The organism is Kitasatospora griseola (assembly GCF_044999035.1).
Taxonomy (GTDB): domain Bacteria; phylum Actinomycetota; class Actinomycetes; order Streptomycetales; family Streptomycetaceae; genus Kitasatospora; species Kitasatospora griseola.
Window position 1 is genome coordinate 4,314,579 of the sequence record NZ_CP173360.1, and the last position, 23,838, is coordinate 4,338,416.

The 23,838-nt window shown below is 73.5% G+C and carries 19 protein-coding genes and 1 pseudogene; 15 read left to right on the top strand and 5 right to left on the bottom strand.

Annotation, left to right across the window (positions count from 1 at the left end; all coding sequences use genetic code 11):
* Positions 1-85: 85 nt before the first annotated feature.
* The 3 genes and pseudogenes from ACI1MP_RS19450 to ACI1MP_RS19460 all read left to right on the top strand — a co-directional run bounded on the left by ACI1MP_RS19450 (position 86) and on the right by ACI1MP_RS19460 (position 3,990).
* Entirely contained in the window at positions 86-697 is a 612-nt protein-coding gene (locus tag ACI1MP_RS19450; protein ID WP_100590251.1) for a bacterial proteasome activator family protein, read from the top strand.
* A 90-nt stretch (positions 698-787) separates the two neighbouring features.
* Positions 788-2,104: pseudogene (locus ACI1MP_RS19455) on the top strand (protein kinase domain-containing protein); the annotation flags it as partial.
* Between the two features lie 215 nt (positions 2,105-2,319).
* The gene (locus tag ACI1MP_RS19460; RefSeq protein WP_380333697.1) at positions 2,320-3,990 is read left to right on the top strand and encodes a protein kinase domain-containing protein; all 1,671 of its coding nucleotides are present in this window, start codon (positions 2,320-2,322) and stop codon (positions 3,988-3,990) included.
* Between the two features lie 17 nt (positions 3,991-4,007).
* On the opposite strand, the gene ACI1MP_RS19465 is transcribed toward ACI1MP_RS19460, so the two are convergent.
* Both ACI1MP_RS19465 and ACI1MP_RS19470 read right to left on the bottom strand, forming a co-directional pair.
* Positions 4,008-5,096, bottom strand: coding sequence for a phosphotransferase enzyme family protein (locus ACI1MP_RS19465; protein WP_404869118.1), 1,089 nt, complete (start codon positions 5,094-5,096; stop codon positions 4,008-4,010).
* A 58-nt stretch (positions 5,097-5,154) separates the two neighbouring features.
* Entirely contained in the window at positions 5,155-5,814 is a 660-nt protein-coding gene (locus ACI1MP_RS19470) for a response regulator transcription factor (protein WP_100590255.1), read from the bottom strand.
* 312 nt (positions 5,815-6,126) lie between these two features.
* Between ACI1MP_RS19470 and pdhA the strand changes: the two genes are divergently transcribed.
* Genes pdhA through ACI1MP_RS19485 form a run of 3 tightly spaced genes read left to right on the top strand, consistent with a single transcriptional unit; the run spans position 6,127 to position 9,697 of the window.
* Positions 6,127-7,275 carry a pyruvate dehydrogenase (acetyl-transferring) E1 component subunit alpha gene (gene pdhA, locus ACI1MP_RS19475; protein ID WP_043915326.1) on the top strand — a complete coding sequence of 383 codons (1,149 nt, stop codon included), beginning with the start codon at positions 6,127-6,129 and terminating at the stop codon, positions 7,273-7,275.
* Positions 7,275-8,249, top strand: coding sequence for an alpha-ketoacid dehydrogenase subunit beta (locus ACI1MP_RS19480; RefSeq protein ID WP_043915325.1), 975 nt, complete (start codon positions 7,275-7,277; stop codon positions 8,247-8,249). Before pdhA ends, ACI1MP_RS19480 begins: the two co-directional genes overlap by 1 nt.
* A gap of 14 nt (positions 8,250-8,263) precedes the next feature.
* Entirely contained in the window at positions 8,264-9,697 is a 1,434-nt protein-coding gene (locus ACI1MP_RS19485; protein WP_404869119.1) for a dihydrolipoamide acetyltransferase family protein, read from the top strand.
* A gap of 76 nt (positions 9,698-9,773) precedes the next feature.
* On the opposite strand, the gene ACI1MP_RS19490 is transcribed toward ACI1MP_RS19485, so the two are convergent.
* Positions 9,774-10,037 carry a helix-turn-helix domain-containing protein gene (locus ACI1MP_RS19490; RefSeq protein WP_100589104.1) on the bottom strand — a complete coding sequence of 88 codons (264 nt, stop codon included), beginning with the start codon at positions 10,035-10,037 and terminating at the stop codon, positions 9,774-9,776.
* A 317-nt stretch (positions 10,038-10,354) separates the two neighbouring features.
* Here ACI1MP_RS19490 and ACI1MP_RS19495 point away from each other — a divergent pair, with 317 nt between their 5' ends.
* Positions 10,355-11,554, top strand: a complete 1,200-nt coding sequence (locus ACI1MP_RS19495; protein WP_404869120.1) for a M64 family metallopeptidase — start codon at positions 10,355-10,357, stop codon at positions 11,552-11,554.
* Between the two features lie 79 nt (positions 11,555-11,633).
* A complete protein-coding gene (locus ACI1MP_RS19500) occupies positions 11,634-12,995 on the top strand; it encodes an MFS transporter (RefSeq protein WP_404869121.1) in 1,362 nt (453 codons plus the stop codon).
* Between the two features lie 7 nt (positions 12,996-13,002).
* On the opposite strand, the gene ACI1MP_RS19505 is transcribed toward ACI1MP_RS19500, so the two are convergent.
* Positions 13,003-13,830: a maleylpyruvate isomerase family mycothiol-dependent enzyme gene (locus ACI1MP_RS19505; protein WP_363475629.1), complete on the bottom strand. Its 828-nt coding sequence runs from the start codon at positions 13,828-13,830 to the stop codon at positions 13,003-13,005.
* A gap of 159 nt (positions 13,831-13,989) precedes the next feature.
* Here ACI1MP_RS19505 and ACI1MP_RS19510 point away from each other — a divergent pair, with 159 nt between their 5' ends.
* The 3 genes from ACI1MP_RS19510 (at position 13,990) to ACI1MP_RS19520 (ending at position 16,495) form a co-directional block, all read left to right on the top strand.
* Entirely contained in the window at positions 13,990-14,787 is a 798-nt protein-coding gene (locus ACI1MP_RS19510) for a carbon-nitrogen family hydrolase (protein ID WP_380343135.1), read from the top strand.
* A gap of 115 nt (positions 14,788-14,902) precedes the next feature.
* Positions 14,903-15,799 carry a GntR family transcriptional regulator gene (locus ACI1MP_RS19515; protein WP_380343132.1) on the top strand — a complete coding sequence of 299 codons (897 nt, stop codon included), beginning with the start codon at positions 14,903-14,905 and terminating at the stop codon, positions 15,797-15,799.
* Between the two features lie 45 nt (positions 15,800-15,844).
* On the top strand, positions 15,845-16,495 hold the full coding sequence (locus ACI1MP_RS19520; RefSeq protein WP_380343129.1) for a hypothetical protein: 651 nt from the start codon (positions 15,845-15,847) through the stop codon (positions 16,493-16,495).
* 148 nt (positions 16,496-16,643) lie between these two features.
* Here the strand turns inward: ACI1MP_RS19520 and ACI1MP_RS19525 are convergent, their stop codons facing one another.
* On the bottom strand, positions 16,644-17,429 hold the full coding sequence (locus ACI1MP_RS19525; RefSeq protein WP_380343126.1) for an SLATT domain-containing protein: 786 nt from the start codon (positions 17,427-17,429) through the stop codon (positions 16,644-16,646).
* A gap of 415 nt (positions 17,430-17,844) precedes the next feature.
* Between ACI1MP_RS19525 and purD the strand changes: the two genes are divergently transcribed.
* The 4 genes from purD (at position 17,845) to ACI1MP_RS19545 (ending at position 23,828) form a co-directional block, all read left to right on the top strand.
* Positions 17,845-19,089: a phosphoribosylamine--glycine ligase gene (gene purD, locus ACI1MP_RS19530; protein ID WP_380343123.1), complete on the top strand. Its 1,245-nt coding sequence runs from the start codon at positions 17,845-17,847 to the stop codon at positions 19,087-19,089.
* A 431-nt stretch (positions 19,090-19,520) separates the two neighbouring features.
* The gene (locus ACI1MP_RS19535; RefSeq protein ID WP_380343121.1) at positions 19,521-21,011 is read left to right on the top strand and encodes a hypothetical protein; all 1,491 of its coding nucleotides are present in this window, start codon (positions 19,521-19,523) and stop codon (positions 21,009-21,011) included.
* 151 nt (positions 21,012-21,162) lie between these two features.
* Positions 21,163-22,707: a N,N-dimethylformamidase beta subunit family domain-containing protein gene (locus ACI1MP_RS19540; RefSeq protein WP_380343118.1), complete on the top strand. Its 1,545-nt coding sequence runs from the start codon at positions 21,163-21,165 to the stop codon at positions 22,705-22,707.
* A 221-nt stretch (positions 22,708-22,928) separates the two neighbouring features.
* On the top strand, positions 22,929-23,828 hold the full coding sequence (locus tag ACI1MP_RS19545) for a phosphoribosylaminoimidazolesuccinocarboxamide synthase (RefSeq protein WP_380343115.1): 900 nt from the start codon (positions 22,929-22,931) through the stop codon (positions 23,826-23,828).
* Positions 23,829-23,838: the final 10 nt, after the last annotated feature.

A 23,838-nucleotide genomic window follows, 5' to 3' on the forward strand; every position in this document is an offset into this window, starting at 1 on the left:
CGTGCGACGCGGGCGCCCGCCGGGTGGGACGATCCCGGGACCAGGTTCGTTGACCTCCGCGGTGGACGAAGCATATGAAGGAGCTATGACCAACCCGATGAACGAGCGGTCGCAGCAAGAGCCTTACCAGGCGTCGAGCGGGAAGTCCGAGGACAGTCCGAAGGTGCTGATCGTCGGACCGGACGGCATGGCGGTGGGCACCGCGCCGGCCGGCGGGCTCGGCCGGGGCGGCGAGGAGGACGAGCCGCGTGAACTGCCGGTGACCGAGATGGTCGAGCAGCCGGCCAAGGTGATGCGGATCGGCAGCATGATCAAGCAGCTGCTGGAGGAAGTGCGGGCAGCGCCTCTGGACGAGGCGAGCCGGGCCCGGCTGAAGGACATCCACGCCAGCTCGATCAAGGAGCTGGAGCTGGGTCTGGCGCCCGAGCTGGTCGAGGAGTTGGAGCGGCTGTCGCTGCCGTTCGCCGACGACACCATCCCCACCGAGGCCGAACTGCGCATCGCGCAGGCGCAGTTGGTGGGTTGGCTGGAGGGCCTGTTCCACGGCATCCAGACCGCGCTGTTCGCCCAGCAGATGGCGGCGCGGGCGCAGCTGGAGCAGATGCGGCGGGCGCTGCCGCCCGGACTGCACGGCGCGGAGGGGGACTTGGAGGAGCCGGGTCCGGGCCGCGGTCTGCGTTCCGGTCCGTACCTGTAGCCGGCCTCGGGGGCCGCGCTGCGGCGCGGCCCCGAACCGCTACCCTGGCCCCAGTCCGGAAGTACCGCGTGCCGAGGGGGAGCTGGGACCATGACAGAGGGCACCACCGAGGGCCACTCGCTCGGCCACGGCAGGTACGTGCTGCAGCGGTTGCTCGGGCAGGGCGGCATGGCGGCCGTCCACCTCGCGTACGACACGGTGCTGGACCGTCAGGTCGCGGTGAAGACGCTGCACACCGAACTGGGCCGGGAGGCCTCGTTCAAGGAGCGGTTCCGGCGCGAGGCGCAGGCGGTGGCCCGGCTCCAGCACACCAACATCGTCTCGGTGTTCGACTCCGGTGAGGACGTCGGGCCGGACGGGACGGCGACGCCGTACATCGTCATGGAGTTCGTCGAGGGCCGTTCGCTGAAGGACGTGCTGGACGAGCAGGTGACCACCCGCGGCGCGATGCCGACCGAGCAGGCGCTGAAGATCACCGCGGCGGTGCTGTCGGCGCTGGAGGCCTCGCACGACCAGGGGCTGGTGCACCGCGACATCAAGCCGGCGAACGTGATGGTGTCCACCAAGGGCGTCGTCAAGGTGATGGACTTCGGCATCGCCCGGGCCCTGCAGTCCGGGGTGACGTCGATGACGCAGACCGGCATGGTGGTCGGCACCCCGCAGTACCTGTCGCCGGAGCAGGCGCTCGGCAAGAGCGTCGACGCCCGGTCCGACCTGTACTCGGTGGGCTGCATGCTGTTCGAACTGCTCAGCGGGCAGCTGCCGTTCGACGGCGACTCGGCGTTCTCGATCGCGTACAAGCACGTGCAGGAGACCCCGCCGGCGCCGTCCACGCTGAACGGCGCGGTCACGCCCGCGGTGGACGCGCTGGTCGCGCAGGCGCTGCGCAAGGACCCGGCGCACCGGTTCCCGACGGCGGAGGCGATGCGCGAGGAGGTGGAGCGGGTCGCGGCGGGCGAGCAGGGCAACACGCCGCTGCAGGCGTCCACCCCGCTGGTGATCGGCGAGGGGCCGCGCTCGGTGCACGCCGCGCCGTCGCTGACCAACTTCCCGCCGGTGGGCGGCGCCACCCCGCCGCCGCAGCCGTACCGGCCGGCGCCCGGGCCGCAGACCCCGCCGCCGTACGCGCAGACCCCGGCGCCGTTCCCGCAGGCACCGCCGCAGTTCGCGAAGCCGCCGCAGACGCCGCAGCCGTTCCCGCAGCCGCAGTTCCAGCAGGGCTTCCCGCAGGGCACCCCGCAGCCGTTCCCGCAGCAGCCGATGCCCGGTCCGCCGATGCCCGGCCCGATGACGGGGCCGATGCCGATGGCGTACCCGCCGCCGGCGAACAACAGCAACGGCTGTTCGACCGCACTGATCGTGGTCGGTGTGATCGTCGGCGTGATCGTACTTGCGATCATCATCGTGGCAATTGCGGTGGCCGGTTCGACCACGGGCACGTCCACGTACTGAGCCCGGACCTGCTCCGTGCCCGAACTCGGCCTCGGGGCAGGCTCGCAGAGCCCGATGTGAGCCCCGCGCACGCCGTCCCGTGCCACGTCGGCGGGCGCGAGACGGTAGCGTGCTGAGGACGGAACCGACAGGGCGAACGCGCGCCGAGCGAGTGCCCGGGGCGAGGAGCGATGGGTCAGAGCGAACGACCGGACGACGGCCGGGCGGACCAGCGGGACGAGGACGACGGCCGGACCGACGAGGTCACCGGACCGACCGAGGTGCTCCCGGTCGGGGCGGCAACTCCGGGTCGGGGCAGCGCGGTTCCCTTCCCCACCGTCGGGGACGGCCGCTACCGGCTGACCGGGCGGCTGGGCCGCGGCGGCATGGCCGAGGTGTTCGCCGCCCAGGACCTCCGGCTGGGCCGCACCGTGGCCGTCAAGCTGCTGCGCTCCGAACTCGCCGAGGACGACACCGCCCGGCTGCGCTTCACCCGCGAGGCACACTCGGTCGCCGCGCTCAACCATCACTCGATCGTGGCGGTCTACGACACCGGCGAGGAGCAGCAGGCCGGGGAGTCCACCCCGTACATCGTGATGGAGCTCGTCGAGGGCCGGACGGTGCGCGAGCTGCTGGTGGACGAGGAGGCGCCGCCGGTCGACCAGGCGCTGATCATCACCGCCGGGGTGCTGGAGGCACTGGCCTACAGCCACCAGCACGGGATCGTGCACCGGGACATCAAGCCCGCCAACGTCATCATCACCAACGGCGGCGCGGTCAAGGTGATGGACTTCGGCATCGCCCGGGCGCTGACCGGCGCGGCCACCACCATGACGCAGACCGGCATGGTGATGGGCACCCCGCAGTACCTGTCGCCGGAGCAGGCCCTCGGCAAGGCCGTCGACCACCGCTCCGACCTGTACGCGGCCGGCTGCATGCTGTACGAACTGCTCACCCTGCGGCCGCCGTTCGTCGGCGAGACCCCGCTGGCGGTGGTGTACCAGCACGTCCAGGACGCGCCGGTGCCGCCGTCCCGGGTGAACGACCGGGTGCCGCCGCAGTTGGACGCGCTGGTGCTGCGGGCGCTGGAGAAGAACCCGGACGACCGGTTCCAGAGCGCCGACGAGTTCCGGGCGCACGTCCAGCACGCGCTGCGCCAACTGCACGGTGCGGCCGGCGCGGGCCGGCCGACGGGTGCCGGGGGCCTGGCGGCGGGCGCCGCGGCCGGCGGCTGGGACCACCAGGCGATCGGCGCCGCGTCGACCACCGAGCCGCTCGACATGGTCGGCGACGAGGCCGCCCGGACCGAGGCCCTGCCGTACCCGATGGCCTCGGCGTACCAGACGCCCGCGCGCCCCTACCCGGGCGTCGGCGGCGGCAACGGCGGTGGCAGCGGCGGCGACGGCGAGGACCCTCAGGAGCGGCCGCGCCGCAATCCCTGGGGCTTGGTGCTGGGCGCGGTGGCCCTGGTGCTGGCCGCCACCGTCGGGGTGGCGCTGGCGCTGACCGCCAACCAGGACGACACGCACAAGACGCCGGCCACCAACACGCCGGTCCACGCCAGTGGCAGCCCGTCCGTCGACGAGTCGACGGAGCGGCCCACCAGTGCCCCGCCGACCCGCAGCCAGGGCACCGGCCACCAGCAGGAGACGCCGAGCTGGTCGCCGTCGCCGAGCGCCTCCGCCTCGGCCAGCGCGTCGGCGTCCGCCTCGGCCAGCGCCTCGCACTCGGCGAAGCCCTCGGCCCCGGCCAGCCCGACCGGCGACAAGACCACGCCGTCGGCCGGCCCGAGCTCGGGCACCACGTCCAAGCCGACGCCCAGCAACGGGACGGTGCAGCTGCCGGCGGTCGGCACCGGCTGACGGAGGCTGCGGGCAGGTCAGTTGGCGAAAGCGTCCATGACCTGCTCGTAGTCCTGGCACCACCAGGTGAGCTGCCCGGCGGAGGCCGCGAACAGCGGGTCGGCCCGGTGGTCGCGGCGCTGGTAGTGCCACTGCAGCATCCACAGGTCGTTCAGCCGCTCCCACCACACCCGGTGCACCGCGGCGGCGACCTGTTCGGCGTTCGCGGCGCCGGTGGCGCGGTAGGCGCGGGCCCAGTGCCGGACCCGGACCAGGTCGAGGACGCCGGTGGCGCGGTCGTTGAACAGCAGCGTGGCGGCCCGCACCGCCTCCTCGGCGACCGGGTGCGGGGCGAGCTTGTCCCAGTCCAGGACGGCGCTGACGGCATCACCCCGGTAGAGCACGTTCAGGCTGTGGAAGTCACCGTGCGTCCAGCCGGTGGGCGGTGCGTCGGCCGGGCCGGGGCGGCGGTGGCGGTGGGTGGCGAGCAGTTCCAGCCGTTCGGTCAGGCGTTGCTCGGCGAGCCGGTCGAACGGCCCGTACGGGCGGTGCACCCGGGCCAGCTCGCGCAGCTCCAGGACGAGCCGCTCGGTCTCCTCGACCTCGGCACTGAGCACCGCGTCCGGCTGCCGTAGCGGGGCGCAGACTTCGCGGAGTGCGCCGTGCAGTGCTCCCAGCAGGCTGCCGAGTTCGCCGCACCGGACGGGGTCGAGCTCGGTGCCGTGCCGGTGGTCGCCGGGCACCCACGGGTAGAGCGCGAACAGCCGGCCGCCGTACGCGGTGACCGTCCGGCCGTCCCGGTTGGCGAGCGGCGGCGGCACCGGCAGGCCGCGGGCGGCCAGCGCGGCGGTGGCGCGGTGCTGGCCGAGAATCGCCGGCCGGTTGGCGGTGGCCCGGTCGACGTAGCACTTCAGGAAGTACGTGGCGCCGTCGGCGGTGGCGATCCGGTAGCCGCGGTTGAGCAGTCCTTCGGCCACCGGCACCACCGCCGACGGCGGCGCGGTGCGGTAGGAACGCAGGACTCCGGCCACGGCGGCGTGCGCGACCGGGGGGCTGAGAGTGCCGATGGGGGGAGCGGTGGCGTCCGGGCGGGCCGGCGCGAGGGAGATGGTCTGACCGTACGTCACGGAGCAGAGCGTATTACTCGGCGTGATAGCGACTTGACACAGTGTATTCGATGTGATCTCAGTGCTGCTGGTCCGCCTGACGGCGCGCCACGTACGCGGCGACCTGGGTGCGGCGCTCCATGCCCATCTTGGCCAGCAGGCTGCTGACGTAGTTTTTTACGGTTTTCTCGGCCAGGTGCAGCTCATTGCCGATCTGCCGATTCGTCATCCCCTCGCCGATCAGATCGAGGATGCGGCGCTCCTGTTTCGTCAACTGCGCGATTCGCTCGTCCTCCTTCTCGCCGCCCTCGCGCAGCCGGGCCAGCACCCGGCTGGTGGCGACTGGGTCGAGCAGGGATTTGCCGGCCGCGACGTCGCGCACCGCGGACAGCAGGTCGGTGCCGCGGATCGCTTTCAGGACATATCCGGAGGCGCCCGCCATGATCGAGTCGAACAGCGCCTCGTCGTCGGAGAAGGAGGTGAGCATCAGGCATTTCACCGACGGGTACCGGGAGCGGATCTCCCGGCAGACCTCGACCCCGTTCCCGTCGGGAAGTCGGACGTCCAGGACCGCCACGTCGGGGTGGACCACCGGAATCCGGTTGAGCGCCTCGGCGGCCGTGCCGGCCTCGCCGACCACCTCGATGTCGCCCTCCGTGGCGAGCAGGTCGTGCACGCCCCGTCGGACCACTTCGTGATCATCGAGGAGAAACACCCGGATATGTCCGTTATCTGTCATTTGCAAAGCCTCGCACAAATCGATGGGCGTTACCCCCTTTCGCAGCGGCCGCTGCCCGGATACCGTGCGCTGGTGTCCTGACCGGAAGGTAAGCCGCGTCACACCGTCGGTTTCCCGTACCGGAGAACAACTAGGACGTCCTAGCGCAAGAGCGCCAAGGGGTGCCGCTGGGTAACGTTCTCGTGAGGGACGCCGTCGGAAAGGGAACACCGCCCACCCGCACTGGCGCGCACACCCACGCGCGCGAGCCGGGAGGGCGACCGGACCGGCCACCGGCGACCCCGGGCGGCCGGACAGACCGAGGGAGTGAACGTGACCGTCAAAAGCACGGCGAGGGCGCGCAAGAAGGCCGCCCCCGGCGTCCCTGACAAAACCAGTGCCGGCTCCGCCGCACCGGAGCTCGTCCAGCTGCTCACACCGGAGGGCGACCGGGTCGAGCACCCGGACTACCCGCTCACCGTGACACCCGAGGAGCTGCGGGCGCTCTACCGGGACCTGGTACTGGTGCGGCGTTTCGACGCCGAGGCCACGTCACTGCAGCGGCAGGGCGAGCTCGGCCTGTGGGCCTCGCTGCTGGGCCAGGAGGCGGCGCAGGTCGGCTCCGGCCGGGCGATGCGCCCCGGCGACTACGCCTTCCCCACCTACCGTGAGCACGGCGTGGCCTGGTGCCGCGACGTCGACCCGCTGAACCTGCTCGGCATGTTCCGCGGCGTGAACAACGGCGGCTGGGACCCGAACGAGAAGAACTTCCACCTCTACACCATCGTGATCGGCGCGCAGACCCTGCACGCCACCGGCTACGCGATGGGCATCACCAAGGACGGCGCGGACGACGCGGTGATCGCCTACTTCGGCGACGGCGCCTCCAGCCAGGGCGACGTCAACGAGGCCTTCACCTTCGCCTCGGTCTACAACTCGCCGGTGGTGTTCTTCTGCCAGAACAACCAGTGGGCGATCTCCGAGCCCACCACCGTCCAGACCCGCATCCCGCTGTACCGCCGCGCCTCCGGCTTCGGCTTCCCCGGCGTCCGGGTCGACGGCAACGACGTGCTGGCCTGCCTCGCGGTCACCCGCTGGGCGCTGGACCACGCCCGCACCGGCCAGGGCCCGGTGCTGGTCGAGGCGTTCACCTACCGGATGGGCGCGCACACCACCTCCGACGACCCGACCCGCTACCGGCAGAACGAGGAGACCGAGGCCTGGAAGGCCAAGGACCCGATCCTGCGGCTGAAGGCCCACCTGGAGAAGGAGGGCCTCGCCGACGAGGCGTTCTTCGCCGAGGTCGAGGCCGAGAGCGAGAAGCTGGGCCTGCGCGTCCGTGAGGGCGTCCGCTCGATGCCCGACCCGGACCCGACCCTGATCTTCGACCACGTCTACACCGAGCAGCACCCGCTGGTGGACGAGGAACGCGCCGAGTACGAGGCGTACGCCGCCTCCTTCGAGGGTGGGGAGCACCACTGATGGCCGGTCAGCTCAGCATTGCCAAGGCGCTCAACGACGCGCTCCGCAAGTCGCTGGAGAGCGACCCGAAGACCGTCCTGATGGGCGAGGACATCGGCAAGCTCGGCGGCGTCTTCCGGATCACCGACGGCCTGCAGAAGGACTTCGGCGACGACCGGGTGATCGACACCCCGCTCGCCGAGTCCGGCATCGTGGGCACCGCCATCGGCCTCGCGCTGCGCGGCTACCGCCCGGTGGTGGAGATCCAGTTCGACGGCTTCGTGTACCCGGCCTTCGACCAGATCGTCTCCCAGCTCGCCAAGATGCACGCCCGCGCGCTCGGCCACGTCAAGATGCCGGTCACCGTCCGCATCCCGTTCGGCGGCGGCATCGGCGCGGTGGAGCACCACAGCGAGTCGCACGAGGCGTACTTCGCGCACACCGCCGGCCTGCGGGTGGTCAGCCCGTCCAACGCGCACGACGCGCACTGGATGCTGCGCCAGGCCATCGAGTCGGACGACCCGGTGGTCTTCCTGGAGCCCAAGCGCCGCTACTGGGACAAGGGCGAGGTCGGCGAGGACCCGATGCTGCCGCTGCACTCGGCGCGCATCGTCCGGCCCGGCACCGACGCCACGCTGATCGCCTACGGGCCGATGGTCAAGGTCTGCCAGGAGGCGGCGAAGGCCGCCGAGGAGGACGGCCGCCAGCTGGAGGTGGTCGACCTGCGCTCGCTGTCGCCGATCGACTTCCCCACCCTGGAGGAGTCCCTCAAGCGCACCGGCCGCGGCATCGTGGTCCACGAGGCCCCGGTCTTCCTCGGCCTGGGCGCGGAGCTCGCCGCCCGGCTCACCGAGCGCTGCTTCTACCACCTGGAGGCACCGATCCTGCGGGTCGGCGGCTACCACGCCCCGTACCCGCCGTCGCGGGTCGAGGAGACCTACCTGCCCGATCTCGACCGTGTGCTCGACGCCGTCGACCGCGCGCTCGCGTACTGAACCGAGGGGCGAAGATGACCACTGACGTTCGCTCGCTCCGCGAGTTCAAGATGCCCGACGTGGGCGAGGGCCTCACCGAGGCCGAGATCCTCACCTGGTACGTCAAGCCGGGCGACACCGTCACCGACGGGCAGGTCGTCTGCGAGGTGGAGACCGCCAAGGCCGCGGTCGAGCTGCCGATCCCGTTCACCGGCGTGGTCGAGGCGCTGCACTTCCCGGCGGGCGCCACCGTCGACGTCGGCACCGCGATCATCGCGGTGGCCGTCGCCGGCGCCGCCCCGGCCGAGGCGGCGCCCGCGCCGGCCGCGGCCGCGGAGGCGGTGGAGACCGAGCCCGAGCGCCGCGAGGTGCTGGTCGGCTACGGTCCGCGCACCGGCTCGGTGCAGCGCCGGGCCCGCCGCACCAACGGTGCGGCCGCCGCCGCGCCGGCGGCCCCCGTCGTGCCCGCCGCGCCCGTCGCGCCGGTGGCTCCCGCCGCCCCGGTCGCCCCGGCGGCCGTGCCGGTCGTCGCGGAGGGCGAGCGCCCGCTGGCCAAGCCGCCGGTGCGCAAGCTCGCCAAGGACCTCGGCATCGACCTGCGCACCGTGCGGCCGACCGGCCCGAACGGCGTGATCACCCGCGAGGACGTGCACGCCGCGGCCACCGCCACCGCCGCGCCGGTCGTCGAACCGGCCGCCGCGCCGGTCGCCCCGCAGACCGCCCCGTCGGCGGCAGAGCAGCCCGCGCTGCCGGTGCCGACCGCGGCCGGGGACGTCCGGGTGCCGGTCAAGGGCGTCCGCAAGGCCACCGCGCAGGCGATGGTGGCCTCGGCGTTCACCGCGCCGCACGTCACCGAGTTCGTCCAGGTCGACGTGACCCGGACGATGAAGCTGGTGCGCAAGCTCAAGGAGAGCGGCGAACTGGGCGCCGGGGTGCGGGTCAGCCCGCTGCTGCTGGTCGCCAAGGCGCTGCTCACCGCGATCAAGCGGCACCCGGAGGTCAACGCCAGCTGGGACGAGGCCGCCCAGGAGATCGTGATCAGGGGTGCGGTGAACCTCGGCATCGCCGCGGCCACCCCGCGCGGGCTGATCGTCCCGAACATCAAGGACGCCGGCGCCAAGACCCTCTCCCAGCTGGCCGTCTCGCTCGGCGAGCTGGTGGAGACCGCGCGGCAGGGCAAGACCTCCCCGGCCGACATGTCCGGCGGCAGCGTCACCATCACCAACGTCGGCGTGTTCGGCGTCGACACCGGCACCCCGATCCTCAACCCCGGCGAGGCCGCCATCCTGGCCTTCGGCGCGGTGCGGGAGCTGCCGTGGGTGCACAAGGGCAAGGTGGTGCCGCGCCAGGTCACCACGCTGGCGCTGTCCTTCGACCACCGGCTGGTGGACGGCGAGCTCGGCTCCAAGGTGCTGGCGGACGTCGCCGCGATCCTGGAGTACCCGAAGCGCCTGATCACCTGGGGCTGATCCGCCCCGGCCGCCCGGGCCCCGCTCCGTTCCGCGGAGCGGGGCCCGGCGCGTTCCGGGCCCGTCGGGCGGGGCCTCAGCCCCGGGCGGCCCGCCAGGCGGCGTGCGCCAGGGTGTGGAAGGCCTCGCTGTCGGAGCGGTCCAGGCCGAGCGCGCCGACCAGCAGCGCCGCGGTGGCCGGGCGCGGCCCGGCCGTGCCGCGCTCCAGGTCCGACAGGGTGCGGATGCCCAGGCCCGCCTTGACGGCCAGCTCCTGCTGGGTCAGCCGGGCCCCCTGCCGAAGTGTCCGCAAGGCCTGTCCGAATGCCCTGCGCGGGTCCGTGTCCGGCCCGTTCTCCATGTCCGCCGCCTTTCCCCCCGGGTGGTTCCCGGACGGCAGGGTATCCCGCCGGGCGGCGGCCCGTTCGCCGTTTCCAACTGCGCTGCGGCCACGCGGAATTGGCTGCTCCAATCGTTCTCCTCCGGTGATTCCCCGGTGATTTTCGCGGCGCCGGGGGCGGGGGTCCGCATTGCTCCGCCCGAGGGCATTTCGGGCCGACCCCGCCGGGCCCGCGGTCGGGATGGGTACGTCTGTGCGACCAGCCACCCGCGCAGTCAGGCCGGGTGTCGTCGCAGCGAGGACTCCCGCGTATGCCGCCTGGTGCCCCCGGTCCCGTGATGCGTTCCGCGGCCGCCGTGCTGCTGGTCGCCGCCGCCGTGCTGCCCGCCGCGGTGGAACTGGCCTCGCCCGCGCCGTCCACCGCGATCGGCCCGCCGCTGCCGGGTCCGGACCGGGCCGCGCCGCCCGCCGCCCGGCCCGACCTGCGGGCCCCCGGCGCGCCCGCCGTGGACCTGCGGCTGTCCGGCGACCCGGCCAACCGGATCACCCTGGTGCTGCTGGGCGACGGCTACACGGCGGCCCAGCAGCAGCTGTTCCACGACCAGGCGGACCGGGCCTGGCACGCGCTGCTGGACATCGAGCCGTTCCGCACCTACCAGGGGTTCTTCAACATACGGCGGGTCGACGTGGTCTCCCCGGTGTCCGGGATAGCCGAGAGCGAGAGCGCCGGGAAGGCCCCCGTCACCCCGCTGGGCATGCACTTCTGGTGCGAGGGCACGGCCCGCCTGCTGTGCGCGGACGAGGACGCCACCGCCCGCTGGGCCGGCCAGGGCGAGGGCCCGCAGTACCTGATAGCGCTGGCCAACTCGACCGAGTACGGCGGGGCCGGCGGCACCGGGGTGACCACGCTGGCCGGCGGCAGTCCGGACGCCGGGCGGATCATCCAGCACGAGATAGGGCACACCGTCGGCGCGCTGGGCGACGAGTACGACAGCGCCCCGAGCGACCCGGACTACCCGAACCTGTCCCTGGTGGACGCCGAGGAGATGGCGCACGACCGGACCAAGTGGTGGCGCTGGCTGGGCGTGGTCTCCCCGGACGGCGGCGGCCCGGTGGGCGCCTACCGCAGCGCCAACGGGCTGTACCGGCCGACCGAGGACTCGGTGATGCGCAGCCTCGGCGGGGTGTACAACCTGCCGTCCCGGGAGGCGATCGTCGAGCAGCTGTACCGCCGGGTGAAGCCCGCCGACGCCCCCGAGCCCGCCCCCGGGCAGGTGACGGGCCGGCCCAAGCTGCACGTGCGGCCGCTGGCCCTGACCGGCCCGCGCCAGCTGCGGATCGCCTGGTCGCTGGACGGGAAGCAGGTGGACGCCGGCACCGCGGACGGGACCTGGCTGGACACCGCCGTGCTCGCGCTGTCGCCGGGCCACCGGCACACCGTCACCGCGACGGTCCAGGACACCACCGACTGGGTGCGCGACGAGGAGTTCCGCGCGCAGTACATGACCAGCACGGTGAGCTGGACGGTCTCCGGCTGAGCGGTGGCCGCGGCGGTTTCGAGTCGTTTCGCACCCTGGCGGAAACATCAGGTGATGGGATGACTAGCCTGATTGCACTATGAGCGTGGACCCCGTCCCCACCGCACCGTCCCTGTCCGTACCCGCTCCCCGCCGCGCCGGTGACCCCTCGGCCGTCGCCTCCCCGGTCACCGGATTCCCCGCCGCCGTCCTGCACCCGCCCGGCGGGCGCGCCGCCTGGTTCGCCTGGTCGGTCGGCGTCAGCGTCTACGTCCTCGCCGTGGTGCACCGCACCAGCCTCGGCGTGGCCGGCCTGGACGCCTCCGCCCGGTTCGGCATCGGCGCCTCCGCCCTGTCCACCTTCTCCATCCTGCAGGTCCTGGTGTACGCCGGGATGCAGATCCCGGTCGGCCTGCTGGTCGACCGGATCGGCCCGCGCCGGGTGCTGCTGCTCGGTGTGGCCCTGATGAGCGCCGGCCAGCTGGCGTTCGCGTTCTCCACCGCGTTCGCGCCCGCGCTGGCCTCCCGCGCGGTGCTCGGCTGCGGCGACGCGATGACCTTCATCAGCGTGCTGCGGATCGCCGCCCGCTGGTTCCCGGCCGCCCGCAACCCGTTCGTCGCCCAGCTCACCGGCCTGGTCGGCACCGGCGGCAACCTGGTCAGCACCGTCGTCCTCGCGCAGGCCCTGCACACCGCCGGGTGGAGCACCACCTTCGGCGTCATCGCGCTCACCGGCGTGCCGATCTTCGTCGCCGTGCTGGCGCTGCTGCGGGAGGCCCCGCCCGGTGCGCCCGCCCCCGTGCCGCAGGAGGGCGCCCGGCTGCCGGTCGGGCGGCTGATCCGGGCCGCCTGGGCCGAGCCCGGCACCCGGCTCGGCCTGTGGGTGCACTTCACCACGGCGTTCCCGGCGTCCGCGTTCGGCCTGCTGTGGGGGCTGCCCTACCTGGTCGAGGGCCAGGGCATGTCCCGGGCCGGCGCGGGCGGCCTGCTGAGCCTGCTGGTGCTCAGCAGCATGGCGTTCGGCCTGCTGTTCGGCCGGCTGATCTCCCGCTCGGCCGCGCTGCGGCTGCCGGTCGCCTTCACCGTGCTGGGCGCCACCGCGCTCTGCTGGACCGTCACGCTGGCCTGGCCGCACGGCCGGCCGCCGCTGTGGCTGCTGGTGGTGCTGATCCTGGTGATGGGCAGCAACGGCCCTGCCTCGCTGATCGGCCTCGACTACGCCCGCGCCCACAACCCGGCCGAGCGGATGGGCACCGCGTCCGGCATCGCCAACATGGGCGGTTTCATCGGCTCGATGATCACCCTGCTGGGCATCGGCGTCCTGCTGGACGCACTGGCCGACCCGGGCAGCGGCGGCTACGACGCGCACGCCTACCAGCTGGCGTTCTGCTTCCAACTGCTGCCGCTGCTGCTCGGAACGACGATGATCCTGCGGCTGCGGCGCAAGCTGGCCGCAGCCTGAGGGCGGATCAGGGGGTGCTCGCCAGATGGGCGAGCACCCGCAGGCCCAGCTCCTGGTCGCCGATCACGTTCACCAGCGCCGTCTCCGGGCGGACCCGGCCGCAGCACAGCCGCACGAAGGTCTGCCAGTCCATCGCCAGCCGCACGTCCGGGGCCGGCTCCACCGACTCGTCCACGCTGCCCCGGCCGTGCGCGCCGACCCGCACGGTGCGCTGGAACGGCAGCGCACCCGCCACGTCGAACACCACCGTGCTGCCGATCGGCGCGCCCGCCTCCTTGGCGACCTGCTTCGGCAGCGTCTCGATCAGCAGGTCGCGCGTCAGCACGGCCGCGGGGGAGTCCAGGTTGCCGGGCTCCTGCAGGGCGCGGCGCAGGTCCTGCTCGTGCACCCACACGTCGAAGGCGCGCATCCGCAGCACCGCGGCGTAGGGGAGGTCCCGGGCCAGCGGCCCGCCCGGCCAGCGCACCAGGTCCTCCGGCTGGTGGCGGGAGTTGCGCAGCGCCCGCGAGCGGCGGATCACCGTGTACTCCAGTTCGCTGGTGATCTCCACCGGCGTCCAGCAGCGGCGCTTGTCCACCGGCAGTTCCATGTACCGGGTGAAGTCGTTGGTGACGTGCCGCAGGTCGCGCGGCAGCGCGTGGATCGGCCGGGGGTCGCCGAGCATCTCCGACTCGACGCCGATGATGTGCGACACCACGTCGCGCACCGACCAGCCGGGGCACTCGGTGGCCCGGTTCCACGCGTCGGTCGGCAGCGGGGCGAGCAGCTCGGATATCGACTCGATCGACTGCGTCCACGCATCGGTGTACGCCTGCACGGTCTGGTTGTCCGCCACTGGTATCTCCGGCCCCTCCGTCGGCTTGCGTCGTCCCACGTCGCCCGGGCTGCCGAGACCTTCGCACGGACGCGCATACGGCACGTTACGCTGCCGGGTGAGAGCAGGGCAGCGCTTTCGGGTGACGATCGTAGGACTCTTGTCGTGGACGGTGGTACTGTGCGCGCTTCATTGATCCAACTCGCGGTCTCGGACGCCGAGCCGGCCGCCGAACGGCGGGCCAGGGCCGCGGCGCTGGTCCGCGCCCAGGACGGCGCCGACCTGGTGGTGCTGCCCGAGCTGTGGCCGGTCGGCGGCTTCGCCTACGACGCCTGGTCCGACGGCGCCGAACCGCTCGACGGGCCCACCGCCGAGACGATGTCCGCCGCCGCCCGGGCGGTCGGCTGCTGGCTGCACGCCGGCTCGATCGTCGAACGCGATCCCGACGGGCCGATCTACAACACCTCGCTGCTGTTCGCCCCCGACGGCGAACTGGTCCGCACCTACCGCAAGATCCACCGCTTCGGCTTCGACGCCGGCGAGGCCGTCGTGATGGGCGCCGGCCAGGAGATCGTCACCGCGGACGCCGGCTTCGCCACCCTGGGCCTGGCCACCTGCTACGACCTGCGCTTCCCCGAGCTGTTCCGGGCCCTGCTGGACGCCGACGCCGAACTGCTGGTGATCCCCGCCGCCTGGCCCGCCCGGCGCGCCGAGCACTGGAACCTGCTGGCCCGCGCCCGCGCCGTCGAGGAACAGGCCTACGTGCTGGCCTGCAACACCGCCGGCACCCACGGCGGCGTCGAACAGGCCGGCCGCAGCCTGGTCGTCGACCCGTGGGGCCGGGTGCTCGCCGAGGCCGGTCCGGACGAGCAGGTGCTCACCGTCGAGTTCGACCCCGCCGAGGTCGCCAAGTGCCGCGCCGAGTTCCCGGTCCACCGGGACCGGCTGCTCGGAATCCCGGCACCCGTGCAACGCTGACATCTCGCCGCACATCGCCGTACCTTGGTCCGGATTGACCATTCCGGGGTAATCTGTGCGCGTTTTTGGGAGCTGGGTCCGGCCGCGGTCGGCACGACCCGGGGAGGGGGTGGCCATGACCGATGAAGGAGCCGGGAGCGGTCGTGCCCTGATCCGGCGCAACAGTCTCCGCGAACAGATCTCCGACGCCCTGCGCGACGAGATGATGGCCGGCCGGCTGCCCGCCGGCCGCAACTTCACCGTCAAGGAGATCGCCGACGTCTACGGCGTCTCCGCCACCCCCGCCCGGGAAGCCCTGGTCGACCTCGCCGCCCAGGGCCTGCTGGTCAGCGAACCCCACCGCGGGTTCACCGTCCCCGAATTCACCTGGGACGACTACCTGGAGATCCTCGAAGCCCGGGCCCTGCTCACCGACAACGCGCTGCGCCACCTCGGCAACCGCGACCACCCCTACGACTGGACCCGGACCGTCTCGCTGCGCCGCCGCGCCGAGGCCGCCACCCGGGCCGCCCGGGCCGGCCACCTCGACGTGCTGGTCGGCTGCGACCTGCGGTTCTGGCAGGAGGCCGCGGCCGTCCTGTGCAACGAGCGGATCGCCGACTACCTCGGCTGGCTGCGCGTCCAGTCCTGGATGTTCGCCGCTCCGCACCTGCGGGCCGTCGGCCGGTTGGCCGGCGTCTGCTGGGACCGGCACGGCGAACTCGTCGACCGGATCGAGGCCCGCGACCACGACGGCGCCCGACGACTGGTCAACCACCACAACCTGTTCACCATCGAACTGCTCGCCCGACTGCTCGACCGGTCGCTCGACGGGGTCTCCGTCCTGCACCTGCTGCGCGACCCGGCCGCGGTCGACCTGCCGTCAGCGCCACCGGCCGCGGCCCCGGAGCCCGCCCAACCACCGCACTCCACGGTCGGATTGGGGCAGGTCCCGCTGCCCAGGTTCGTCCCGTCCGGCCGGTACACCCGGTCGTTCCGGCCGGGGCACGGAGAGCCCGCCGCGGGCCGGTAGGGTTGGGGCCCATTGCCCCGTCCGACCGAGAGGATGAGCCGGCCCATGGCCTGCGACCTCTGGCTCGTCCCGCTCGTGGACGTGCTCACCCACAGCCCCGAGAACCCGTTCCGGGACGACCTCGACCGCTACAACGGGGTGCTCGCCCAGAACGGGCTGCCGCCCGTCCCGGTCAACCCCTACGTCCACGGCTTCTCCGGGGACGTCGAGACGATAGCCGCGTTCGACTACGACTCGCTCCACTTCCTGCGCCGCGCCTACCTGTTGGGGCTCACCGGCTTCGAGGTGGCGCCGGTGGACGCGCTCGGCAGCGACTACGAACAGCTGCTGGAGATGTTCGAGGCCACCGCCGAACAGTCGCACCTGGTCTGGCACTTCGACCACGCCGGAGCGTACGTCCCGGTCGACTTCCCGGTTCCGCTGGTCGCCGACGAACTCCTCGCCGCGGGCGGGCCCCTGGGTTCCTCGCAGGGACTCCTCCGCGAACTGGAGGCAGTCGCACCCCTGTTGGGCATCGATCCGCTCAACCCCCCGGCCCCCACCCGCCCCCTGGGCCCCACTCAGCTGGAACAGCCCTTCGGCCCCCCGATCGACGACTTCCAGCACCCCTTCGCGAGGGAGCGCCACGCCTGGGCCGGGCTCTGGTCGGCGGCGACGCGGAGCGTTGCCCAGGCCTCGATGATCGTCTTCGCGTAGGAGGGCGCGAACCCGCGGAGGGCACAACCAGGTGCTGGTGGGCGCCTTCCGCCTCGCGCAGTTCCGCCCCCACGGCCTCGCCCGGGGGCCCCAGCGCCCCTGGTTTCACGCCCGCCGGCCTTCGCGCTCGCGCCTGTCGGCCTGCCGACTAGCGCAGGGGCCCCTCCGGGGGACGCTGGCGCGGCATGGTGGGTCGGGTGCCCGGCGGGGGGAGGACGCGGACCTGGGCGCCGGTGCCGACCTCGGTGCGGCCGCCCCAGCTGCCCGGGACCTGGGTGGGGAGTTGGGTCATGCCGGCGCGGAATTCGAGCATCCACTCCGAGGTCTCGGTGCGGACCATCTCGGAGACGTCCTCGCAGAAGCGCCGCAGGACGCCGAGGCAGCGTTCGGCGGCTTCGCCGGCGGTGCCTTCGGTGGGGCCGAGGACCTCCCGGACGCATTCCGAGGCCCAGTCGAACTGGAACGCCTCCAGGCGGCGCTGGAGGGCCTGGGAGGTGGAGACGTCGCGCATCCAGCCGGAGGTGAGGCCGAAGGCGCGGTCGGCGACGAGCGAGGCGGCGGCGAGCGCGAGACCGGCGTAGCCCCATTCGAGGGCATGCGGGAGGACGCCGGTGAGGGAGACGATCGGGGCGGTGACGCCGCCGACGGTGAAGACGCCGGCGGTGAAGCGGAGCAGGCGGGCCCAGCGGCGCTTCCAGACGCGGTCGCGGCGGTACCACTCGATGGCCTCGACGGCGCGCTCCTCCGACCAGCGGTAGAGCTCTTCGAGGCGTTCGGCGGGCTCGCCCCAGTCGCCGAGCGGGAACTGACGGGCGCTCAGGTCGGTGCGGCGGCGGGTGGGGATCCGTCCGCCGGAGCCCGGGGCGGGCTGGTCGTCGTCGGCGACCTCTTTGCCCCAAGGACTCTCCTCGGGCTGCATTTCCGGCTGGCTCACCTGTGGCGCTCCCTGTGGCGGGGTGACTGCGGAGGCCCGGCGGGTACCGGGACTGACGGTGCGGACATCGATGCGGTGCGGGCTTGGCGGAGCCGCCCATGGTGCCGTGCCGGGCATGCGGCCGGGTCCCTTGTCCAACAGCACTTCTTACCGCCAAATGGCTGACCGTGTGGGCGCTTCCGCAGTGATCGTTATGTGATTTCACCTCCGGATGCCAAGGTCGGAGGGTTGTGCTGCCCGGCCGGATTTCACCCGTCCGAGCGAGGTGAACGGGGGCTGTCGGTGTGACTGCGCAGCTGTTCGAGCCGATCCTGTGTGTTCATACGAACAACGACTGCCGGATTCGCCCGGTACCTGGAGCTTCGTACGGAGCCGCCGACGGTGCGGAACGGGCCACCGACTAGGCTTGCCGGTCGTGAAGGTCCTCGTCATCGGCGGCGGCGCCCGCGAACACGCCCTGTGCCGCTCCCTGTCCCAAGATCCCGCTGTCACCGAGCTGCACTGCGCCCCGGGCAACGCCGGGATCGCGCGGGTGGCCACCCTGCATCCCGTCGACCAGCTGGACGGCGCCGCGGTCACCGCGCTGGCCCAGGAACTGGGCGCCGACCTGGTGGTGGTCGGCCCGGAGGCTCCGCTGGTGGCCGGTGTCGCCGACCCGCTGCGGGCGGCCGGCATCCCGGTGTTCGGCCCGAGCGCCGCGGCCGCGCAGCTGGAAGGCTCCAAGGCCTTCGCGAAGGACGTGATGGCCAGGGCCGGCGTCCCGACCGCGCGGTCCTACGTCTGCACCACCGAGCAGGAGGCCGCCGAGGCGCTGGACGCGTTCGGCGCCCCGTACGTGGTGAAGGACGACGGCCTGGCGGCCGGCAAGGGCGTCGTGGTCACCGAGGACCGCGCCGCCGCGCTGGAGCACGCCAAGGGCTGCGACCGCGTGGTGATCGAGGAGTACCTGGACGGCCCGGAGGTGTCGCTGTTCGCGATCACCGACGGCACCACGGTGCTGCCGCTGGTGCCCGCCCAGGACTTCAAGCGCGCGCTGGACGGCGACCAGGGCCCCAACACCGGTGGCATGGGCGCCTACACCCCGCTGCCGTGGGCCCCCGAGGGCCTGGTCGAAGAAGTGCTGGCCACCGTTCTCCAGCCGACCGTCGACGAGCTGCGCCGCCGCGGCACCCCGTTCTCCGGCCTGCTGTACGCGGGTCTGGCGCTGACCTCGCGCGGCACCCGGGTGATCGAGTTCAACGCGCGCTTCGGCGACCCGGAGACTCAGGTGGTGCTGGCCCGGCTGCGCACCCCGCTGGCCGGCGTGCTGCTCGCCGCCGCCAACGGCACGCTGGCCGAGCTGGAGGCGCTGCGCTGGGACGAGGGCGCCGCGGTCACCGTGGTGCTGGCCTCCGAGGGCTACCCCGCGAACCCGCGCACCGGTGACCCGATCGAGGGCCTGGACGAGGCGGAGGCCGACGGCACCGCGTTCGTGCTGCACGCCGGCACCAGGTCGGGCACCGACGGCGAGGTGCTCACCGCGGGCGGCCGGGTGCTGTCCGTCACCGCCACCGGCGCGGACCTCGCCGAGGCCCGGGCCAAGGCGTACGCGGGCCTGTCGAAGATCTCCTTCAAGGGCGCCCAGCACCGCACCGACATCGCGGCCAGGGCCGCGCAGTAAAGAGGACTGCCCCCGCGGGGCGCTGCGCCCGGACGACCCGTCCGGACGCAGCGCCCCGCGGCGTTTCCGGAGCCGGGGACGGAGTGGGCCGCACGTCGAAAAAGCAGTCCTTCGGGTGATCTGTTGGTCATCCTGCTGACGGGGCCGGAGCCCCCGCCGTAGGGTGCGCTGCATCGCGCAGGGGCGGGGGCACCGGCGTGGGCGCAGCTCGTCGCCACGACGCGCCCGGGGGATGCTGGGAGCGGTGGCGCGCCCCGCCGCAGTGTCACCAGGACGGGTGGTCTCCCCGGAGTTCCGGAACACCCGCCCGTACCGGGGCGTCGAGACTGGCAGGAAAGCGCCACGCGAGTCGTACCACCGGGTTCGGCACCCGCCGCTTCCCGTACCGGAATTGATCGAGTCGAGTCGGCTGCGAAGGGGGTGCCGCGGCGATGGCTGCAGTGGACACCGCACGCGCACGAGCCCGGGCCGTCCTGCGTCTTCGCGGACGGGCCGTGGCCGCCGCCGCGCTGCCCGCCGCCTGCGCGGTGGTGCTGCTGGTCGGGCGGTTCACCGGACGGATAGGCGCGGCCGGGTCACCGGACGCCCCGCTCTGGGACGGCATCCGCTGGGCGGTCGGCGCGGTCGCCGCGGCGACGCTGCTGCTGGCCGCCATGGTGGCCCGCGCACACCGCCGGGCCGTCCCCCCGGTCACCCCCGCGGTGCCGCTGACCAGGGCGGACGCACCCGAGCTGTACCGCCTGATCGAGGAGCTCGCCGACCGGCTGGACGTGCCGGCGCCCGCCGCGATCGCGCTCACCCCCGACTGCGACAGCTGGCTGGAGGAGCCGCACCGCCCCGGTCGGCGGGCCGTGCCCGGCGCGCCGGTGCTGGTGATCGGCTCCCCGTTCCTGTGGTGGATGCGGGCCGGCGAGCTGCGCGCCCTGTTGGCCCCGGTGGTGGCCGGCACCGCGGCCGCCGCCGACCCGGACATCGCCGCCGCTCGCCGCTGGCTGCGCACCCTGGACGCCGCGCTCGGCGACCGGCGCCGCGGCCCGGCCGCGTTGGTCGACCGGATCGACCGGCGCCTGCTCGGCGCCTGCCGCGAGCACTCCGCCGAGCTGGAGCACGCCGTCGCCGCCTGGGCGTCCGAGCAGGCCAAGGCCGTCGACTACGGGCTGCGGATTGCCGCCCAGGAGCAGGTCGGCCTGGCCTACGCCGGCTGGGACCGGCTGCTCACCCGGGTCGCGCTGCCCGCCTGGCGGCTCGGCCGGCACCCCTCGCACCTGAACGCCGGCGTGGTCGCCGCGCTCACCGAGCTGTCCCGCCGCGACCGGCTCGCCGACGGCTACGGGAACCGGCTCGGCGACCGCCCCGCCTGCGACCTGCTGGAGGAGCCCGGCCTGGTGGACACCCGGGTGTCCCGGCTGGCCGCCGAACTGCTGCACGAGGAACCGCCCGGCGGCTGGCAGCCGCTGGACTGGGAGGACTACCCGGAGCAGGTCGTCGACCACGGCTGGCGGGAGCACGCAGCGGCCCTGCAGGCCGCCCTCGGCGACGACCACCCGCACACCGGGCCCGCGCTGGACAAACTGCTCGCCCGGCTGGCTGCCGGGGAGGCCGAGACCCTGGCGGCCGCACTGGCGGGCGGGGTGGCGCGCGCCGCCGAGGTCGCGCCCCCCTTGCCTCCCGTGCGCAGCGGACGCGACCTGCTGGTCGACCACCTCAGCGCCACCGTCTGCTGCGCCGCGGTGGACGCGGGCACCGCGAGCCCCGGCCTGGACTGGCTGGACGGCCCGGTCCTGCTGTCCCGCGCGGCGCCCCGGGCCGGGCTGGCCCCGGCGGTGGCGGCCGCGGCGGAGGCCGGCCAGGACGGCCCGCTGCGGGCCTGGCTGGAACGTGCCGGGGTGCGGCTCGAACGCCCGGTACGGCTTTCCGGCTGAATTTCCGAAAGATCCCGGAAAACCCGGTTTCGCCGGTACCAATTGCTACCGTGGGGTGACACTGCGCCAGCAAACTGTGGTGTGCTGGCTGGCACGCACATCCGTATGGCAATTGCCACCCTCGACGGATGCGCACGTGTGGGGAGGGCGTGTGGGGACGGAATCCAACCGCCGGTGGGAGTCCGGCACGCTGGCGCACGGGGTGTCCGATCCGTTCGGCCAGGGCCCGCTGCCGTGGCTGCGCAGCCCCGACCACTACCTGGCGGACGGCGAGGGCGCGGTGCCCTGGTACGTCAGCGTGGACGCCCCGGGGCAGCGGCCGCTCGAAGGCGCGGCCCGGCCGCCGCGGCCCGCGGTGAGCGGCCCGCGCAACTCCGACGACGTGCGGCAGCAGATCAAGGGCTTCGCCTCCGCGGGCGTGGCGCGGCCCGGCGGTTCGGTGGACTTCCGGGTGACGGTCCACCCGCCGCAGGAGTTCCAGGTAGACGTCTACCGGATCGGCCACGACGGCGGCGACGGCGCCCGCCAGGTCGCCTCCAGCCCGCTGATCTCCGGGCTCGCCCAGCCCGCCCCGATGGTCGCCGACCGCACCGTCTCCTGCCACCACTGGTGGCAGTCCTGGCGGCTGCAGGTCCCCACCGACTGGCGGCCCGGCGCGTACGTGGCGGTGCTGACCACCGCCGACGGCGGGCACCGCAGCCACATCCCGTTCACCGTCCGGGACTTCGACCCGGCGGACCTGCTGCTGGTGCTGCCGGACGTGACCTGGCAGGCGTACAACCTGTTCCCGGAGGACGGGCACCAGGGCGCCAGCCTGTACCACGCGTGGGACGCGGCGGGGCGGCTGGTGCACGAGGAGCAGGCGGCGGTCACCGTCTCCTTCGACCGGCCGCACGCCGGGGCCGGGCTGCCGCTGCACGTCGGGCACGCGTACGACTTCATCCGGTGGGCCGAGCGGTACGGCTACGACCTGGGCTACGCCACCGCCACCGACCTGCACGCCGGGCTGGTCGACGCCGACCGGTACAAGGCCCTGGTGTTCCCCGGGCACGACGAGTACTGGTCGGAGCCGATGCGGCGGGCCGTCGAGCGGGCCCGGGACGGCGGCACCTCGCTGGTGTTCCTGTCCGCCAACTCGCTCTACTGGCGGGTCGAGCTGACCGCCGGCCCGAACGGCGAGCCGTCCCGGCTGCTGAACTGCCGCAAACGGCAGAAGGTCGCCGCCGACCACCCCGCCGCAGGCACCGCGGGCGCGACCAGCGCACTGTGGCGGGACGCCGGCGAGCCCGAGCAGCACCTGCTGGGCATCCAGTACGCGGGCAGCGTGCCCGCGCCGGTGCCGCTGGTGGCCCGGAACACCGCGCACTGGCTGTGGCAGGGCACCGGCCTGGCCGAGGGCGAGGAACTGCCCGGCCTGGTCGCGGGGGAGGCCGACCGCTACTACCCGAAGGTCGCGCTGCCCGCCTGCACCGAACGCACCCTGCTGGCGCACTCCCCGTACCGGGACGCCGCCGGGCGGCTCACCCACCAGGAGACCTCGCTGTACCGGGCTCCCAGCGGGGCCTACGTGTTCGCGTCCGGGACGTTCGCCTGGTCGCCCGCGCTGGACCGGCCCGGGCACACCGACGAGCGGATCCAGCGGGCCACCGCCAACCTGCTCGACCAGCTGTGCAAGGAGGGGCGCACCGGCCCCTGATGCGGTGCTGTTCCGTCGCGTGGGGCGGGGGCCGCACCGGCCCCCGATCCGCCCCTCGTGCTGTGCCTGTCTCCCCGCGTGGGGCGGGGGCGCACCGGCCCCCGACCTGCTCCTCGTGCTGTGCCTGTCTCCCCGCGTGGGGCGGGGGCGCACCGGCCCCCGATCCGCCCCTCATGAAAGACTCCCTCGCAGAGCCCCCCAGCTGTGAGGACTGACTGACCGTGAGCGGATTCGTCACCAAGCCCGAGCCGGTCCAGGTGCCCGGCCTGGTCCACCTGCACACCGGCAAGGTGCGCGACCTGTACCGGGACGGCAACGGCAACCTGGTGATGGTGGCCAGCGACCGTACCTCCGCCTACGACTGGGTGCTGCCCAACGAGATCCCCGACAAGGGCCGGATCCTCACCCAGCTGTCGCTGTGGTGGTTCGAGCGGATCGCCGACCTGGTGCCCAACCACGTGATCTCCACCGAGCTGCCCGAGGGCGCCCCCGCCGACTGGGCCGGCCGCACCCTGATCTGCCGCAGCCTGGAGATGGCGCCGGTGGAGTGCGTGGCGCGCGGCTACCTGGCGGGCTCCGGCCTGGAGGAGTACCGGGTCTCCCGCACGGTGTGCGGCATCGCGCTGCCCGAGGGCCTGGACAACGGCTCCGAGCTGCCCGCCCCGATCTACACCCCGGCGCTGAAGGCCGAGGTCGGCGAGCACGACGAGAACGTCTCCTACGAGGAGACCGCCCACCGGGTCGGCGCCGACCTCGCCGCCACCCTGCGGCAGACCACCCTCGCCGTGTACTCCCGGGCCCGCGAGATCGCCCGCGAGCGCGGCCTGATCCTCGCCGACACCAAGTTCGAGTTCGGCCTGCTGGACGGCGAACTGGTCATCGGCGACGAGGTGCTGACCCCCGACTCGTCCCGCTACTGGCCCGCCGACGAGTGGCAGCCCGGTCGCGACCAGCCGTCCTTCGACAAGCAGATCATCCGCGACTGGCTGACCTCGTCCGCCTCCGGCTGGGACCGCAAGAGCGACAACCCGCCGCCGGCGCTGCCCGCCGAGATCGTCGAGCACACCCGGCAGCGCTACATCGACGCCTACGAGAAGCTCACCGGCCTCGCCTGGAAGTGACGCCGTCGCG